This is a genomic window from Sulfitobacter sediminis (assembly GCF_040811725.1).
Taxonomy (GTDB): Bacteria; Pseudomonadota; Alphaproteobacteria; order Rhodobacterales; family Rhodobacteraceae; genus Sulfitobacter; species Sulfitobacter sediminis.
Genome location: NZ_JBFNXX010000005.1, coordinates 168,121 through 183,996, shown reverse-complemented (window position 1 = coordinate 183,996; position 15,876 = coordinate 168,121). Strand labels below are relative to the sequence as shown.

The 15,876-nt window shown below is 63.9% G+C and carries 16 protein-coding genes; 10 read left to right on the top strand and 6 right to left on the bottom strand.

What is annotated here, in order from left to right; all coding sequences use genetic code 11:
- The first annotated feature begins 109 nt into the window (after positions 1 to 109).
- A complete protein-coding gene (locus AB2B41_RS08780; RefSeq protein WP_367877401.1) occupies positions 110 to 274 on the top strand; it encodes a YdcH family protein in 165 nt (54 codons plus the stop codon).
- Positions 275 to 283: 9 nt separating this feature from the next.
- Here AB2B41_RS08780 and yddG read toward each other — a convergent pair whose 3' ends face one another.
- The 5 genes from yddG to AB2B41_RS08755 form a co-directional block, all read right to left on the bottom strand.
- Positions 284 to 1,147: an aromatic amino acid exporter YddG gene (gene yddG, locus AB2B41_RS08775; RefSeq protein WP_367877400.1), complete on the bottom strand. Its 864-nt coding sequence runs from the start codon at positions 1,145 to 1,147 to the stop codon at positions 284 to 286.
- On the bottom strand, positions 1,144 to 2,085 hold the full coding sequence (locus AB2B41_RS08770; protein WP_367877399.1) for a transcriptional regulator GcvA: 942 nt from the start codon (positions 2,083 to 2,085) through the stop codon (positions 1,144 to 1,146). Before AB2B41_RS08770 ends, yddG begins: the two co-directional genes overlap by 4 nt.
- A 314-nt stretch (positions 2,086 to 2,399) precedes the next feature.
- Positions 2,400 to 3,122 carry an acetoacetyl-CoA reductase gene (gene phbB, locus AB2B41_RS08765; protein ID WP_367877398.1) on the bottom strand — a complete coding sequence of 241 codons (723 nt, stop codon included), beginning with the start codon at positions 3,120 to 3,122 and terminating at the stop codon, positions 2,400 to 2,402.
- 77 nt (positions 3,123 to 3,199) lie between these two features.
- Positions 3,200 to 4,375 (bottom strand): acetyl-CoA C-acetyltransferase, encoded by a 1,176-nt coding sequence (locus AB2B41_RS08760; RefSeq protein WP_367877397.1) that lies wholly within the window; start codon positions 4,373 to 4,375, stop codon positions 3,200 to 3,202.
- Between the two features lie 166 nt (positions 4,376 to 4,541).
- Positions 4,542 to 5,381: an EAL domain-containing protein gene (locus AB2B41_RS08755; protein ID WP_420014283.1), complete on the bottom strand. Its 840-nt coding sequence runs from the start codon at positions 5,379 to 5,381 to the stop codon at positions 4,542 to 4,544.
- A 114-nt stretch (positions 5,382 to 5,495) separates the two neighbouring features.
- On the opposite strand from AB2B41_RS08755, the gene AB2B41_RS08750 reads away from it, so the two are divergent.
- The 8 genes from AB2B41_RS08750 (at position 5,496) to AB2B41_RS08715 (ending at position 14,205) form a co-directional block, all read left to right on the top strand.
- Positions 5,496 to 6,080, top strand: a complete 585-nt coding sequence (locus tag AB2B41_RS08750) for a DNA-3-methyladenine glycosylase I (protein WP_367877396.1) — start codon at positions 5,496 to 5,498, stop codon at positions 6,078 to 6,080.
- Positions 6,081 to 6,210: 130 nt separating this feature from the next.
- Positions 6,211 to 8,442 (top strand): ATP-binding protein, encoded by a 2,232-nt coding sequence (locus AB2B41_RS08745; RefSeq protein WP_367877395.1) that lies wholly within the window; start codon positions 6,211 to 6,213, stop codon positions 8,440 to 8,442.
- A 6-nt stretch (positions 8,443 to 8,448) separates the two neighbouring features.
- Positions 8,449 to 9,066, top strand: coding sequence for a biliverdin-producing heme oxygenase (locus AB2B41_RS08740; RefSeq protein ID WP_367877394.1), 618 nt, complete (start codon positions 8,449 to 8,451; stop codon positions 9,064 to 9,066).
- A gap of 149 nt (positions 9,067 to 9,215) precedes the next feature.
- Complete coding sequence (gene rpsD, locus AB2B41_RS08735; protein ID WP_367877393.1) at positions 9,216 to 9,836, top strand: 30S ribosomal protein S4; 621 nt, start codon at positions 9,216 to 9,218, stop codon at positions 9,834 to 9,836.
- Between the two features lie 78 nt (positions 9,837 to 9,914).
- On the top strand, positions 9,915 to 11,333 hold the full coding sequence (locus tag AB2B41_RS08730; RefSeq protein WP_367877392.1) for a homospermidine synthase: 1,419 nt from the start codon (positions 9,915 to 9,917) through the stop codon (positions 11,331 to 11,333).
- Between the two features lie 75 nt (positions 11,334 to 11,408).
- On the top strand, positions 11,409 to 12,491 hold the full coding sequence (hisC, locus tag AB2B41_RS08725; protein ID WP_367877391.1) for a histidinol-phosphate transaminase: 1,083 nt from the start codon (positions 11,409 to 11,411) through the stop codon (positions 12,489 to 12,491).
- On the top strand, positions 12,488 to 13,411 hold the full coding sequence (locus tag AB2B41_RS08720) for a prephenate/arogenate dehydrogenase family protein (RefSeq protein ID WP_367877390.1): 924 nt from the start codon (positions 12,488 to 12,490) through the stop codon (positions 13,409 to 13,411). The genes hisC and AB2B41_RS08720 overlap by 4 nt, the downstream gene beginning before the upstream one ends.
- Entirely contained in the window at positions 13,408 to 14,205 is a 798-nt protein-coding gene (locus tag AB2B41_RS08715; RefSeq protein ID WP_367877389.1) for an extensin-like domain-containing protein, read from the top strand. The genes AB2B41_RS08720 and AB2B41_RS08715 overlap by 4 nt, the downstream gene beginning before the upstream one ends.
- Here the strand turns inward: AB2B41_RS08715 and AB2B41_RS08710 are convergent.
- A complete protein-coding gene (locus AB2B41_RS08710) occupies positions 14,202 to 15,206 on the bottom strand; it encodes a DUF2125 domain-containing protein (protein ID WP_367877388.1) in 1,005 nt (334 codons plus the stop codon). The genes AB2B41_RS08715 and AB2B41_RS08710 overlap by 4 nt on opposite strands.
- A gap of 66 nt (positions 15,207 to 15,272) precedes the next feature.
- Here AB2B41_RS08710 and AB2B41_RS08705 point away from each other — a divergent pair, with 66 nt between their 5' ends.
- A complete protein-coding gene (locus AB2B41_RS08705; RefSeq protein WP_367877387.1) occupies positions 15,273 to 15,803 on the top strand; it encodes a gamma-glutamylcyclotransferase in 531 nt (176 codons plus the stop codon).
- Positions 15,804 to 15,876 lie beyond the last annotated feature (73 nt).

Here is a 15,876-nt window from a genome sequence, read left to right as displayed (position 1 = left end):
CGGCGTTAGGCAATCCTTTACCACCGCTCGGGGTATGCTGCGGGGCGGCGTGACTTGCGCCGCGATCTGTGATCCACTCGAATTCTGAACATTCATCAAGGAGGTATACATGGCTCTCAATGCACATCTGGAGACTCTCAAGCGGAAGCACCAGGAGATGAGCGAGGCTGTCGAACGTGCCCAGCGCTCTCCCGGGATTGACGATCTGGAAGTTGCAACGATGAAGAAGGAAAAGCTGCGCCTGAAAGAGGAGATCGCGCGGCTGTCGAGTTAGCCTCAGCTCTTACGATTGAAAGCTTGCGCGGGCCGCAGCCACGGCACCGCCGGTAATCAACAGGGCCGCCCAAAGCAGCGTATAGCTTGGGGCGGCCACACCGGCCATGACCAGCACCAGCGTCGACAGCAGAGGCGCAGCGTAGGAACTTGTTCCCAAAAGCTGGATGTCACCGCGTTTCACCCCGATATCCCAGACGAAGAAGGCAAGGCCGACCGGGCCAAGCCCAAGTCCCGCGACGGATGCCCAGGCTAGGGGCGTTTGCGGCCAAACGGTTTCTTCGAAGAGCAGGTGCAGCGGCAGTGAAAGCGCGGCCGAAGCCACGCAGAACACACCCACCGTCGCCGTCGGTGCGCTGCCGACCACGCGCGACAGCACCGAGTAGCTCGACCAACTCAACGCGCAGAGAAAGGCAAGCCCGTAGCCCGCGGCGTATTCCTGCGAAAATCCGTCGCTGCCCCCCAGTATGATCACGGCAGCACCGGAAAAGCCGATCAGCGCCCCGACCAAATGCCCGGCGCGCAGTTTTTCCGAAGGCAGGAAGCCCGAGAAGATCACGATCAGCAGGGGCCAGAGATAGGCGATGAGGCCCGCTTCCGCCGCTGGCGCAAGGCGCAGCGCCGAGAAATAGAGCGCGTGATAACCAAATAGCCCCAGTGTCCCAAAGATGTAGACGCGAAAGGGGACCTGCCTAAGCGCCCCGAGGCCACCCGCCAACCATCCCCAGATCAGGCCCAAGGTGCCGCCAAGGGTGAAACAGAGCGTGTTCAGCAAAAGCGGCGGTGTCGGTGCCGACCCGACGGTAAAGAGTGCAAGCAAGGCCCAAAGCAACACGGCGACAAAGCCGGTTGCGGTCGCCTGTGGCCGGGTCATTCGAGGACGGGTCTTTCCAACATGTCGAACCCATGGGCGATATGCGCGGTCCTGTCAATCTCGCGCAGGATCCAGTTCTGGAAGGCTGCGATCTGGGGTCGCGTTTCGGCTCCCTTGGCACAGACAAAGCGAAAACGCGCGCCGGTCGGCAGTGCCTTGCCATAAGGTGCCACCAGCCGCTCCTCCGCGAGGTCCTTGATGACCAGGGCGCGCCGCCCAAGCGCCACGCCGATCCCGGACATCACGGCATCAAGCGCATGGTCGGCTTGCGAAAACCGGGGCCCGGTTGGGACCAGCGGCTCGATCCCCATGGCGGCGGACCATGTGGCCCAATCGGCGGGCGGGTCCAGAAAACCGATGGACTCGTCAACGATCAGAACGGCATCGCGCAGGCTTTCCGGCGTCGGATAGCGCTCGGCCATTTCCGGAAGCATCACCGGCGTCACCCATTCCTCGGCCAGCGGCAGGGAATAGAGACCCGGGTCCGGGCCATAGCCAAAGCGGATCGCTACATCCACATCGTCGCGGGCGAAGTCCATCAGCCTGAGCGAGGCGGAAAAGCGTAATTCGATCTCGGGATGTTCATGGGCGAACTGGAAAAGCCGGGGGGCCAGCCACTTGGCCGTAAAGGCAGGACCGGCGGTTACCGTCAGGGATTGGTGGTCCTGCGTCCGTTGCGCCGCGCGCCAGCCATTCGTCAGTGTTTCGAACGCCGCTTTCGCATCCGGGGCCAGCGCCCGGCCTGCGTCGGTCAATTCCACCGCCCGGTTCAATCTGCGAAAGAGCGGGGCGCCTAGATGCTCCTCCAGCGACTTGATCTGAAAGCTCAGCGCGGCGGGCGTGACGTTCAGTTCTTCCGCTGCCTTGGCAAAGGACATGTGCCGTGCAGCCGCATCGAAGGCGCGCAGGGCTGTCAGGGGGGGGGGACTCAATGCCATGTTCAATTAAGTACATCTTAACCGAAGCGTTGAAAAGTCTCGTTTGTCGGTTTCCGGTCAAAGGTTCATATTCGTTTCAAGACAGAAACACTAAAGATTCCAGCCGAAAGGACCCTCCCAATGACCGAAGCCACAACCAACCGCACCACCCGCAATGCGATGCAAAACGCCCACCAGGAACGCGCCGCCGCGATGCAGGCGGCCTGGGCCTGGCTGCGCGGTAAGGCTTCCCGCTGAAGGCTGCAGACTTCTTACGGGATAAGGAAAGGGCGGCTCGATCGAGCCGCCCTTTTTAGTCTCGCAATCCTTTCGGATCAGACGAAGAACTGCGCCCCGTTGGCCGAAATCGTCGAGCCGTTGATAAAGCCCGCGTCATCGGCGACAAGGAACTTGACCGCGCGCGCAATCTCTTCGGGCTCGCCCAGACGCCCTGCGGGGATCTGCGCGATGATGCTCTCGCGGACCTTCTCCGGTACCGCCATCACCATGTCCGTTGCGATATAGCCCGGGCAGATCGCGTTCGCGGTGATACCCGCGCGCGCGCCTTCCTGCGCGAGGCTCTTGATGATGCCCAGATCGCCCGCCTTGGTCGCGGCATAGTTGACCTGCGCGAACTGGCCCTTCTGGCCGTTGATCGAAGAGATGACGACGATGCGCCCGAACTTGCGCTCGCGCATGCCCGGCCAGATCGGGTGAATGGTGTTGAAGACGCCGGTCAGGTTGGTGTCGATCACTTCGTGCCACTGCTCGGGCGTCATCTTGTGGAAGGGGGCATCGCGGGTGATGCCCGCATTGGCGACGACGATCTCGATGGGGCCCAGGTCCGCTTCGACCTTCGCGATGCCTTCCTTGGACGATTCGTAGTCCGCCACGTTCCATTTGTAGGTCTTGATGCCGGTCTCTTCGGTGAACTTGGCCGCTGCCTCGTCATTGCCGGCATAGGTGGCGGCAACGGTATAGCCTGCTTCTTTCAGCTCTTTGGAAATGGCGGCACCGATGCCTCGGCTGCCTCCGGTAACAAGTGCGACGCGGGACATGATATCCTCCTATCTTTCGGGTAATTTTTTGTCGTATTCGAATCTGGGCGCGCAATTATCTTGCGCGCCCGATCTCTTTAGGGGCGCTCAAGGCACATGGCAACACCCATACCGCCCCCGATGCACAGCGTGGCGAGGCCTTTCTTGGCGTTGCGGCGCTTCATCTCGAACAGCAGCGTGTTCAGGATACGCGCGCCAGAAGCACCGATGGGGTGACCGATGGCGATGGCACCGCCGTTGACGTTAACGATGGCCGGATCCCAGCCCATGTCCTTGTTCACGGCACAGGCCTGTGCGGCAAAAGCTTCGTTGGCTTCGACCAGATCGAGGTCCTCGGCCTTCCAGCCCGCTTTTTCCAGCGCCTTGCGCGAGGCATAGATCGGGCCCACGCCCATGATCGACGGATCAAGACCGGCGGTCGCATAGGACGCGATCCGTGCCAGCGGCTCGATGCCGCGCTTCTCGGCTTCATCGGCGCTCATCAGCAGGGCGGCGGCAGCGCCGTCGTTCAGGCCAGAGGCGTTCGCGGCGGTGACGGAGCCATCCTTGGTAAAGGCCGGACGCAGCTTTTGCATGGCCTCGATGGTCGCACCGTGGCGAATGTATTCGTCGCTGTCGACGATGGTGTCGCCCTTGCGGCCGGGCACGGTGTAGGCGACGATCTCGTCCTTAAACTTGCCGGCCTTCTGCGCGGCTTCGGCCTTGTTCTGCGAGGCGACGGCGAATTCGTCCTGCTGGTCGCGGCTGATCTGCCACTTCTCCGCGACGTTCTCGGCGGTCTGGCCCATGTGATAGCCGTTGAACGCATCCCACAGGCCGTCCTTGATCATCGTGTCGATGAGCTTCATGTCGCCCATCTTCTGACCGGCGCGCATCGCCTGGGCGTGGGGCGACATGGTCATGTTCTCCTGACCGCCAGCCGCCACGAGGGCGGCATCGCCAAGCTGGATGTGCTGGGCACCCAATGCAACGGCCCGCAGACCCGAGCCACAAACCTGGTTGATGCCCCAGGCTGCGCTTTCTTTTGGGAAGCCTGCGTTGATATGCGCCTGGCGGGCAGGGTTCTGGCCCTGGGCCGCGGTCAGCACCTGGCCGAGGATGGTCTCGGAGACCTCGGAGGCATCGACACCCGCGCGGGCGACGATTTCCTTGAGAACGGCGGCACCCAGGTCATGGGCGGGCGTGTTCGCGAACGAACCGCCAAAGCTGCCAACTGCGGTACGTGCGGCGGATGCGATGACGACATTGGTCATAGGACTGGCTTCCTCTTCCATATGGCCGGGGATCAGGTGACGCCCGTACGCTCCCGCACGACGCGACTCCCCCGCCTTCTGCGGTGGGTCTTACATGATGCGCTGCATCGCGGCAACTGACGTTGGGGAATGACGGCTATGCATGCTTGCGCCCTGGAAATCTCCGCTAGGCCGTCTTGGATTTTGCACTGCGCAGCCAGGCCGGCTGTACCGTCGGTGCGCCGAAGAAATATCCCTGCAAGCAATCCACGCCCATCTCTGACAAGAGCGCGGCATCCTTGGCCTGCGCGACACCCTGTGCGACCGTGAGCATGTCGAAATGCCCCGCGACCGAGAGAAGCGCGGCGGTGATCGCGCGGTTGTCCGGGTTCTGCGCGATGCCGCTGACGAACTGACCGTCGACCTTCAGAATATCAAAGAAGAAATCCTTGAAATACCGGATCGCTGTATGCCCGGCACCGTAGTTGTCGAGGGCGAAACAGATGCCCAACGGCTGCAATTCATCCATCAGACCGACCACAAGCTCGGGCACCAGCATGGCCGAATCTTCCGTGATCTCGAGGATCAGCCGCTCCCCGACGGTGTCGTCCTGCTTGAGCACGCGCATGAGCGTCTTGTGCCAGCTTTGATAGCCGATTGACCGTGCCGACATGTTCAGCGACAGCCGCAGACCCGGATTGTGCCTGAGAGCCTGCAAGCCCATGCGCAGTGTCAGCACGTCCAGCTCGCGGCCCAGTTCGCAGTTTTCGACCTCGGATACGAACTCCCGCGCCGGGATCACCCGGCCCGTTGCGTCCAGTACGCGAATCAACCCTTCGTAGAAGGCCACCTTCGTCTGTGCGCTGGCGCGCATCACCGGCTGGTAGGCCAACATAACCTGCCGGTGCCGGATGGCGTCCTCCACCATCGACAAAACCTCGGCATCGCGGCGCGTCACCGCATAGTTCAGCGGGTTTTCCATACCCGGCATCACGTCGGCCCTGCGGTTATTGAATCGATTGACCACGGCAATTTACTTTCGCTGATCCGTGGCAGACCATGTAAGCCAAGTGATAAGCACCTGTTAAGATCGCGATTTGGCTTGAATTGAATCCGCCGGTCGCAGCGGGAGGGGGCGCGAATGGAACGCTGCGGATGGGCCGGGCCGGAACAGATATACAAAGACTACCACGATACCGAGTGGGGCGTGCCCGAATGGCAAAGCCGCGCGCTTTGGGAAAAGCTTATTCTCGATGGTTTCCAGGCAGGGCTGAGCTGGATCACGATCCTCAAGAAGCGGGAGAATTTCCGTCGTGCCTTCGCCGGGTTCGATCCCAACATCATCGCGGAATGGGGCGACGGGGAGGTCGCGCGCCTGTTGGGGGATGCGGGGATCATCCGCCACCGGGGCAAGATCGAGGCGACGATCGCCAACGCCAAGGCCTGGCAGGAGATCGAGGCACAGGGGGGCTTTGATCGCTTCATGTGGCGCTATGTTGACGGCACCCCGCTGCAGAACCGCTGGCAAAGCCTGGCCGAGGTGCCGGCCAAGACCGACCTGACCGAAAGAATATCCAAAGACCTCCGCAAGGCAGGTTTCAAGTTCTGCGGCCCCACGATCGTTTATGCCTGGATGCAGGCCTGTGGCTTGATCAACGACCATCTCGTCTCCTGCCCGCGCCATGCCGATTGCGCGGCGCTGGCCCGGCAAAAGCCGATGCGCTGACCGCGCCACGGTTAAGGCCCAGTTCACGATTTTCTCTGATGATCCGCCGCGAGGGAGCGCGCCATCGATCCGGTGGCGGTTTCGGCGATTGCCGGTCCCCGCCCCGTTGTCGTCTAGAAGGACCAAGCCCATGCAAAACGTTCAGCCCGGCGGCACGCAGACGTCGCTGACGAATTACTTCGAGCAGGTCGATTCCGCGGCCCTGCACGATTGTGACCGCGAACGCATCCATCTGACAAACGCCACCCAGGGCAGCGGTACGCTGATCGTCGTGGACCCGGGCACCAGCCGCATCGTTGCCGCCTCGGCCAGCGCGCCGGGGTTCCTCGGTATCCCGATGGCCAGCCTGCTCGACTGCAAGCTTGAGGGCGTCGATACCGATCTCGCCGAACAGGTCGCGGGCGCCCACGATGACACGCAGATCCTGCACGAGGTGCTGGATTGCACCTTCACTTTCAACGGCATGTCCCATGATACCGTGACGCATCTGCACGACGGACGCCGCATTATCGAGTTCATCCCCAACCTCAGCCCGTCGCCCGGCGAGGCGCGCAAGAACATGCGCATTTGCTCGAAGGCCTGTGCGCGCATTCTCCATGCCGCGAGTTTCGCCGAGGCGCTTCAGATCGCCGTCGAGGCCGTGCGTGACATCACCGGTTTTGCCCGGGCCAAGATATATCGCTTTCTGCCCGATTGGTCGGGCGAGGTGATCGCCGAAAGCCGCAGTTCGGCGCTGCCGTCCTACCTCGGGCTCTGCTTTCCGGCGGGTGATATCCCCAGGCAGGTCCGCCACATCATGTCCATCATACCCTACCGCGCCATCGGATCGTGCAGCGATGACACCGTGCCGATAGAGCAGCGCGCGGATTTGTCAGGGCCACTCGACCTGACCTGGTCGGTCCTGCGGTCGGTATCCCGGATGCACACGGCCTATCTGCGCAACATCGGGGTGAAATCGGCCTTCTCGACCAGCCTGATGTACGACGGCAAGCTTTGGGGCCTGATTGCCGCACATGACGTCGATGAAGGTATCCTGCCCTTCGATTGCTGGAGCCTCGTGCAGGAAATCGGCACCGCCGTCATGCTGCGAAACGCACAACAGCAGAGGACCGACATCGCCGACATGATCTCGCGCCTACGCCAGGTCGAAAACGGGTTCGCCGCCGCGCTGCGCAAGGACGGCGATGTGGAATCGGTGCTGTCCAAGCTCATGCCGGTGTTGCGCGAATTTCTCGGCGCCGACGGTTTTGCCTTCCAATTCGGCAGCAACCTGCATGTTACCGGCCAGACTCCGCCAGCGGATTTCATCCGCGAGTTGATCACATGGGCGGTGCGCAAAGGTGAAAGCTCCGACCAGTACCAGACCATCGCCCTTCACGAGGACTGGACACCGGCAAAAGAGCATGTCGAAACCGCCTGCGGCGTACTGATCCAGCCCATCGTTGTACACAGGGTCTGCCAGCTGATCTGGTTCCGCGGGCCGATCACGCGCACCGTCAACTGGGCCGGTCGGCCCGAGGACAAGGAAAAGCCCCGCGCGCTGGGCCCGCGCGCCTCCTTCGATAAATGGGTACAGCAGCACGAGGACCAGAGCGCCCCCTGGCGCGAGGTGGAGTTGCAGAGCGCGCGGGAAATCTTCCAGGAGTTCCTCGACATCATGGCGGCTCAGCTTCTGCTGAAGGAGGAAAACGCCACGCTGCGCCAGTTCGCGGCAACCGCCGCCCACGATCTGCGCGCCCCCTTGGTGGGGCTGAACCTCGCGCTCGACTGGATGAGCGAGGACGGTTTCAGCGCCGAGTCGATCCGTGAAACCCATGCGCTTGCGCAGCGCTCGTCCAAGCGGATGCAGGATTTGACGGAGGGGTTGCTTGAACTGGTGGTGCTCGAAAACCAGACCCAGAGCTTCGATCCCGTCGGCATGGAGAAGCTGATCGAGGATATCACCCATCTGCTCAGCGCGCAGATCAGGGAAACGAAGGCGCAGATCATCGTTGACGAAATCCCGGTCCTCGCCGGGACGCAGCGCCTGCTGCTGCGGCTCTTCCTGAATCTGATCTCGAACGCGATCAAGTACCGCAGCTCGGACCGCAAGCCGCGGATCAAAATCAGTGCCCGCAACCAACAGAATGGCTTTGTCGAGATCGCCGTGGCCGACAACGGCGTCGGCATTCCTTCCAAATATGCCGAGCGGATCTTTCAGCCGCTGCAGCGGCTCCATTCCAAGGACGAGGTCGAGGGGGCCGGGCTCGGCCTGGCGATCTGCCAGCGGATCGTTTCGGCACACGGCGGGACCTTGCGTCTCGACACTGACTACACAGGCGGTGCCTGTTTCCTGCTTCGCCTGCCGACGCATCAGGGCTAGGATGTCATGCTACCCGTCCTTCCAATGATCGACGTGAGGGAAGACCTCGCCCGCGCGACCGCACCGGCGCACCTTGCCCTTCACGATCACCGCTGGATCGGCCAGCTCGCCGCGCCCGGGCTGTCCCGGGAGGTCTATCGCGGCATCCTCACGGCCTATCGGATCGTCCATGAGGAGGTCGAAGACCACCGCAACGCGACAGGCCTCTTCGAACCGCTCAGCCTTGCGCCTGCCGTTGCGGCCCTGCGCGCGGACCTCGATGTGCTGGGGCCATTTCCGCATCCGATTCCGCCGCCGCGAGACACCGAGTTGTCCGCCGCAGGACTGCTCGGGGCGCTGTACGTCTTGCACGGCGCAGGTTTCGGTGCGCGCAGCCTGCGGGCCGGGGCCGCCCGAAATCTGACGGGGGCGCCCCTCGGCTATCTCACGCTCGGTACGTCGCCCGCGCTTTGGCGCAGGCTCAAGACGAGCCTTCAGGACCTTGCAGAAGACCCGCCAGCCCGCGCCCGGCTGGAACGCGGCGCGCGGGACACTTTCGGCAGAGTGGGGGAGACAGTCAGCCATATCTGTGAAGGCGCAACCACGGTGGATGCCGGCGCTGTTTTCCCGCCATCCCTGCATTGACTTTGCCGATTCTCCCCGTATAAGCGCCGTCTGTTGGTGTTGGTGGCCCCCGCAAGGGGAGGCCTGTCGGGGCTTCGGCCCAGAGGACAACGCCCTTCAACCGGGCTGTGCAGCTGCACGGCCCAAAAACCATATGAAGGAGATCAGCCGTGACCAAACGCACGTCTGCCAAGCACAAGATCGACCGCCGCATGGGCGAAAACATCTGGGGCCGTCCCAAGTCCCCGGTCAACCGCCGCGAATACGGCCCCGGCCAGCACGGCCAGCGCCGCAAGGGCAAGCTTTCCGATTTCGGCATTCAGCTGCGCGCCAAGCAAAAGCTCAAGGGCTACTACGGCGACCTGACCGAAAAGCAGTTCCGCCGTATCTACGCCGAAGCCGAGCGTGTGAAGGGCGACACCGGTGAGAACCTGATCGGCCTGCTCGAGCGTCGCCTCGACGCCGTGGTCTACCGCGCCAAGTTCGTGCCGACCGTTTTTGCCGCGCGCCAGTTCGTGAACCACGGCCATGTCCGCGTGAACGGCCAGAAGGTGAACATCCCCTCCTACCGCGTGAAAGAAGGAGACGTGATCGAGGTCCGCAACCGCTCCAAGCAGATGGTTGCCCTGCTCGAGGCCACCCAGCTGCCCGAGCGTGACGTGCCGGATTACATCGAGGCCGACCACTCCAAGATGACCGCCAAGTTCGTGCGCACCCCGGCGCTGGGCGATGTGCCCTATCCGGTGATGATGGAACCAAACCTCGTCGTGGAATTCTACGCGAAGAACTAAGTCTTCGCGGACAAAAGCAAAATACGGGCCGCGACGGGACAACCGCCGCGGCCCTTTGCATTCAGGGAGAACATTTGCATGACCACCTATCCGACCTATGGCCGCATCGACGGCCCGCTTGTCATCATCGGCTTCGGCTCCATCGGGCGCGGCACGCTGCCGCTGATCGAACGGCATTTCGATTACGACAGCGACAAGCTGGTGGTCATTGAACCGGACGACGGTGTCGCCAACTTCCTCAAGCAGCGCAAGATCCGCCACATCCAGCAAAAAGTGACCCGCGACAATTACCGCGAGCTGCTGGGCGACCTGTTCAAGAACGGAAAAGGGTTCTGCGTCAATCTCAGTGTCGACACCTCCAGCCTCGACATCATGAAGCTCTGCCACGAGCTTGGCGTGCTCTACATCGACACCGTGGTCGAACCGTGGGAAGGCTTCTACTTCGAAACGCCTGATAACGCCAAACGGACCAATTACGCTCTGCGCCAGAAGGTCCGGGACGAGAAAGCCGCCAACCCCGGCGGCACCACCGCCGTCTCCTGCTGCGGCGCCAATCCCGGCATGGTCAGCTGGTTCGTAAAAGAGGCGCTGCTGACCCTCGCCAAGGACACGGGCCATGATGCCACGGCCCCCACGAACCGCGACGGCTGGGCAAAACTGATGCAATCCCTCGGCGTCAAGGGCGTGCACATCGCCGAGCGTGACACACAGGCCCGCCGCGTGCCGCGCCCGCGCGGTACCTTCGTCAACACATGGTCGGTCGAAGGCTTCATCGCCGAAGGTTTCCAGCCGGCGGAACTGGGCTGGGGAACGCACGAAACATGGTTCCCCGAAAACGCCCACGGCTACGACACCGGCTGCCAGGCCGCGATCTGGCTCGAACGCCCCGGCGCCATCACCCGCGTGCACACCTGGTGCCCCACACCGGGCCCGCAGTTCGGTTTCCTCGTCACCCATAACGAGGCGATCTCGATCTCCGACTACTACACCGTCGGCCCGGCAGACGCGCCCGAGTTCCGGCCCACCTGCCACTACGCCTACCACCCCTGTGACGACGCGGTGCTTTCGCTGCACGAGATGTTCGGCTCGGGCGTGACGCAGACCAAGCATCACATCATGGAGCCCGACGAAATCGTCGAGGGCATCGACGAGCTTGGCGTGCTGCTATACGGCCACGAGAAAAACGCGCTCTGGTACGGCTCGCGCCTCAGCAATGCCGAGGCCGTCGAACTGGCCCCCTACCAGAACGCCACCGGGCTTCAGGTCTCCTCTGCCGTGCTCGCGGGCATGGTCTGGGCGCTTGAAAACCCTCAGGCTGGGATTGTCGAGACCGACGAGATGGACCACGCCCGCTGCCTCGAAGTGCAACGCCCCTACCTAGGCCCCGTGGAGGCGCACTACACCGACTGGACCCCGCTCGTGAACCGCTGGGAGCTGTTCCCCGAGGACATCGACGAAAGCGACCCCTGGCAGTTCCGCAACGTGCTGGCAAGCTGACGCGCGCGACGATTTTGCCATGGTGCGCCGCGCGCCCGCCCGCTAGATAACGGGCAAACCAAGGAGAGACGCCGCATGACCGCCTTGACACCGCAACCCGGCATCATGGAGATCGAGCTGTATCAGGGCGGCAAAAGCGCCATTGCCGGCCGCTCTGACGTGCTAAAGCTCAGCTCGAACGAGAACCCGCTTGGCCCCGTGCCCGCCGCCCTTGACGCGGTAGCCGCAGCGGCGCGCGACATGCACCGCTACCCGTCCACCGACCACGCCGCGCTGCGCACCGCCATCGGCGAGGTCTGGGGTGTCGAGCCTGACCGCGTCATCTGCGGCGTGGGCTCCGACGAGGTGCTGCAATTCGTCACCCAAGCCTACGCAGGACCGGGGGACGAGATCATCCACACCGAACACGGCTTCTCGCTCTACCCGGTGCTGATCCACATGGCCGGTGCCACGGCCGTCTGCGTGCCCGAGCGCGAACGCGTCGTGGACGTCGACGCGATCCTTGCCGCCGTCACCGACCGCACCCGTATCGTTCTGCTGACCAATCCCGGCAACCCCACCGGCACAATGATCAGCGACGCCGAACTTGACCACCTCGTAGACGCTTTGCCCGAAACGGTGCTTCTCGTCATCGACGGGGCCTACACCGAATACGCCGCGGGCTACGACGGCGGCCTGCGCCATGCGGCCACACGCCCCAACGTGCTGATGACCCGCACCTTCTCCAAGATCTACGGCCTCGGCGGGCTGCGCATCGGCTGGGGCTATGGCCCGAAAAAGATGATCGAGGTGATGACCCGCATCCGCCAGCCCTTCAACCTCTCGGTCGTGCAGCTTGCCGCCGCTGAAGCCGCCGTGCGCGACACCGCGTGGGTCGAACGCTGCGCCGCCCTCAACGCCGAACAACGCGCCCGCCTCGTAGGTGCGCTCGGCCAGCTCGGCATCGCCTGCGACGCGTCTGAGACCAACTTCGTCCTCGCCCGCTTCGCCGACGCGACTGAGGCCCGCTCCGCAGAGGATGCGCTGACCGCCGACGGCATCCTCGTCCGCGCCGTCGCGGGCTACGGCTTTCCCGAAGGTCTGCGCATCACCGTCGGCGACGCCGACCAGACAGGCCGCGTGATTGACAGCCTCAACAGCTGGCGGACCGCAGCATGAGCGTGATCTACGACCGCGTCGCCCTGATCGGCCTCGGCCTCATCGCCTCATCTATGTACTGGGCCATGAAGCGGGACGGCCTCGCAGGCGAGGTCACCGGCTACGCCCGCTCCGAAGACACACGCAACACCGCGCGCGAGATCGGCCTCTGCGACCGCGTCTGCGACAGCATCGCGGAGGCGGTCGAGGGCGCGGACCTTGTGGTCCTCTGCGTGCCCGTCGGTGCCATGGGCGCCGTCGCCGCCGAAATGGCCCCGCACCTCAAACCCGGCGCCACCGTCTCGGACGTGGGTTCCGTCAAGGTCAACGTGATCGAAACCGTCGGCCCGCACCTGCCGGAAGGCGTCCACTTCGTCCCCGCGCATCCGCTCGCTGGCACCGAACACTCCGGCCCGCGCTCCGGTTTCCCCGAACTCTTTGCAAACCGCTGGCTCCTCATCGTCCCCGTTGAGGGCAGCGACCGTGATGCGGTCGACCGCCTCCGCAGCCTTTGGGAGGCAATGGGCTCCAACGTGGCCGAGATGGACGCCGAACATCACGACCTCGTCGTCGCCGTCACAAGCCACGCGCCGCACCTTATCGCCTACACGATGGTGGGTGTGGCCGACGACCTGCGCCGCGTCACCGACAGCGAGGTGATCAAGTACTCCGCAGGCGGTTTCCGCGACTTTACCCGCATCGCCGCCTCCGACCCCACCATGTGGCGCGACGTGTTCCTTACCAACAAGGACGCCACGCTCGAAATACTCGGTCGCTTCACCGAAGAGCTTTTCGCCCTTCAACGCGCCATCCGCCAGGGCGACGGTGAGCACCTTCACGCCTATTTCACCCGCACCCGCGCAATTCGCCGTGGCATTATCGAGGCCGGACAGGATACAGATGCCCCGGACTTCGGTCGTGCTGGGGGGCGCAAAAAATGATCAGGGCAGCGGTGCTGGGGGGTCTTCTGGCTTTCGCGCAAACGGCGCAGGCCGCCGACCCCTCGGTCTCGCTGCGCCCCGTTCCGCGCGGGGGTGAAGCTGTCGTCCAGCCGCTCAAGCTGGAACCCACCGGCACCATAGCACAGCCCGCGCAATCCACCGACCAGGAACGCGCCCGCGACCGTGGCGGCCTCTTTGCCTCGCTCCGCCCGCTCTTCCGCAGCGAGAAGGCAGAAAGCGATGGCCGCGCCCAGAAGCGCCTGCGCGAAAAGGGCGCTGTCTGCGGTGACATCGACATCCAGGGCGAAAAAGTCGGTCGCGTCACCGGCAACATCAAGGGTTGCGTGGTCGAAGACGCGGTGCGCATCCGCTCCGTCTCTGGCGTGGGCCTCAGCCAAAAATCGGTGATGGACTGCAAGACCGCCGGTGCACTCAAATCATGGATCGAAGGATCGGCCAAGCCCGCGCTCTCGAAGAAAGGCGGCGGGCTCAAGTCGATCCACGTCGCCGCCCACTACGCCTGCCGCACGCGTAACAACCAGAAGGGCGCGAAACTGTCCGAACACGGCAAAGGCAGGGCCATCGACATTTCCGCCTTCCGGCTGCGCGACGGGACCGAGGTCAGCGTGCTGACCGGCTGGCGCGCGCAGCGCTTCTCGGACGCACTCAAACGCATGCACAAGGGCGCCTGCGGCCCCTTCGGCACGGTACTCGGCCCCAACGCGAACCGCTTCCACCGCGACCATTTCCACTTCGACACCGCCCGCTACCGCTCCGGCACGTTCTGCCGCTAGTTCAGAACCAGCCGCGGCGCAGGCCCCAGCAGGATCGGCCCCAGAAACATCTCGCCCCCCCGAAACGCCACCGGCAGGTTGAGCGTCTCGGTCGAGCCGCCGAGGTTCGCCAGCGCGTTCAGCACCAGCTCCACCTGCACCCTCTGCCCGGCATCGACCACCCCCGCCGTTGCAGCCCGGTCCAGGATGTCGCGCCAGCGCTCCACCCGCAACAAGACCTCGCCTTGCGGTACGCCCCCCGCGTCGAATTGAACCGCGCCCTCGGCTGTCGCCCTCAGGTCGCCCCATGCCAAATCCCACTCTAGAATGGCGATCTGACGCAGCTGCGGCACGCGTTCATCCAGGCTGCGCCGGTCGAGGGGCCTGTCGAAGGTCACCCGCACATCGACCCAGAAAGCTTCGAAGGCCTGCGGCCAGCCGTCCGGCAGCGCCATTGCCGTCCGGATCACCTCCCCAGGCACGAATGACGCGGCGGCGAGTTCGATCTTGTACGTTTCGCGCGCCTCCGCGTCCTGGGTCAGACCAAAGCGCAGTTCCGTCGCGCTCAGAACATTCCCCTCGGGCGTCTCCAGCGCCCAGCCCGCACTCGTGGCGCTCAGCGTTACCAACTCAAGCGACGGGCCGGGATGCAGGCTGAGCACCGCTGCGGCATCCTTCGGATGCAGAAAAAGCGGGCCGGTCGGCCGGATCAACACGACGGGCCTGTCGGGGACGCTCAGGGTCATGTCCCCCGGCCAGTAGGCCGGTGCGCTAAGGTCAAACCTGTCAATGGCCAGCCCTGTCCCGGTCAGATCATCGGAAAGCGCGACGTTCGTGACCGTTGCCTCCAGCGCGCCCGGAAAGCCGCTCACCGCCACCCCGCCGAGTTCCGTCCGCCACCCCTCCGCCTCCAGCGCGACTAACGTATCCGTGATCCCGCGCTCAAGCCGCTGGGCCGACACCCACCACCAGCCGCACCAGAGCACCGCCAGCACCACCACGATCCAGACCAGCCTGCGCAACGCGATCCCCCTTTGACTCCGGTTCCAGATGCGGTTTACGCATCCCTGCAACAAAGGACCAGCGCAATGGCAATGTGGGTATTCGGCTACGGCTCGCTTCTCTGGAACCCCGGCTTCGAGGTGGCGGAACGCGTCATCGGCACGCTGCCGGGCTACGCTCGGTCGTTCTGCATGCGCTCCATCCACCACCGCGGGACCGAGGAAAGACCAGGCCTCGTCCTTGCCCTCGACCGGCAGGACGATCACGCCTGCACCGGTATGGCCCTGCGGGTGGCCCCGGGGCTTGAAACGCAAACGCTCGACTACCTGCGTGATCGCGAGTTGATCTCATCGGCCTATGTCGAGAAAAACCTGCAAGTCGCGCTGGCCGACAGCCGCGTGGTCGAGGCCGTGGTCTATGTCGTCGACGAAACCCACGTGCAGTATTGCGGCGGCCTGCCTCTGGAAGAACAGGCGCGGATCATCGCATCCGCCGTCGGCGGGCGCGGTCCGAACACTGAATACCTCTACAATACCGCCGACCACCTCCACGAAATCGGGCTCAATGACCCGGACCTCGAATGGCTCTCCATGCGCGTGCGCGCACTCACAACATAAATCCATGGCATACGCGCGCATTTTCGGTGTAACGTCTGCCCAGAGCAGGCAAAAAAGGTCAGGAGCACCGGCC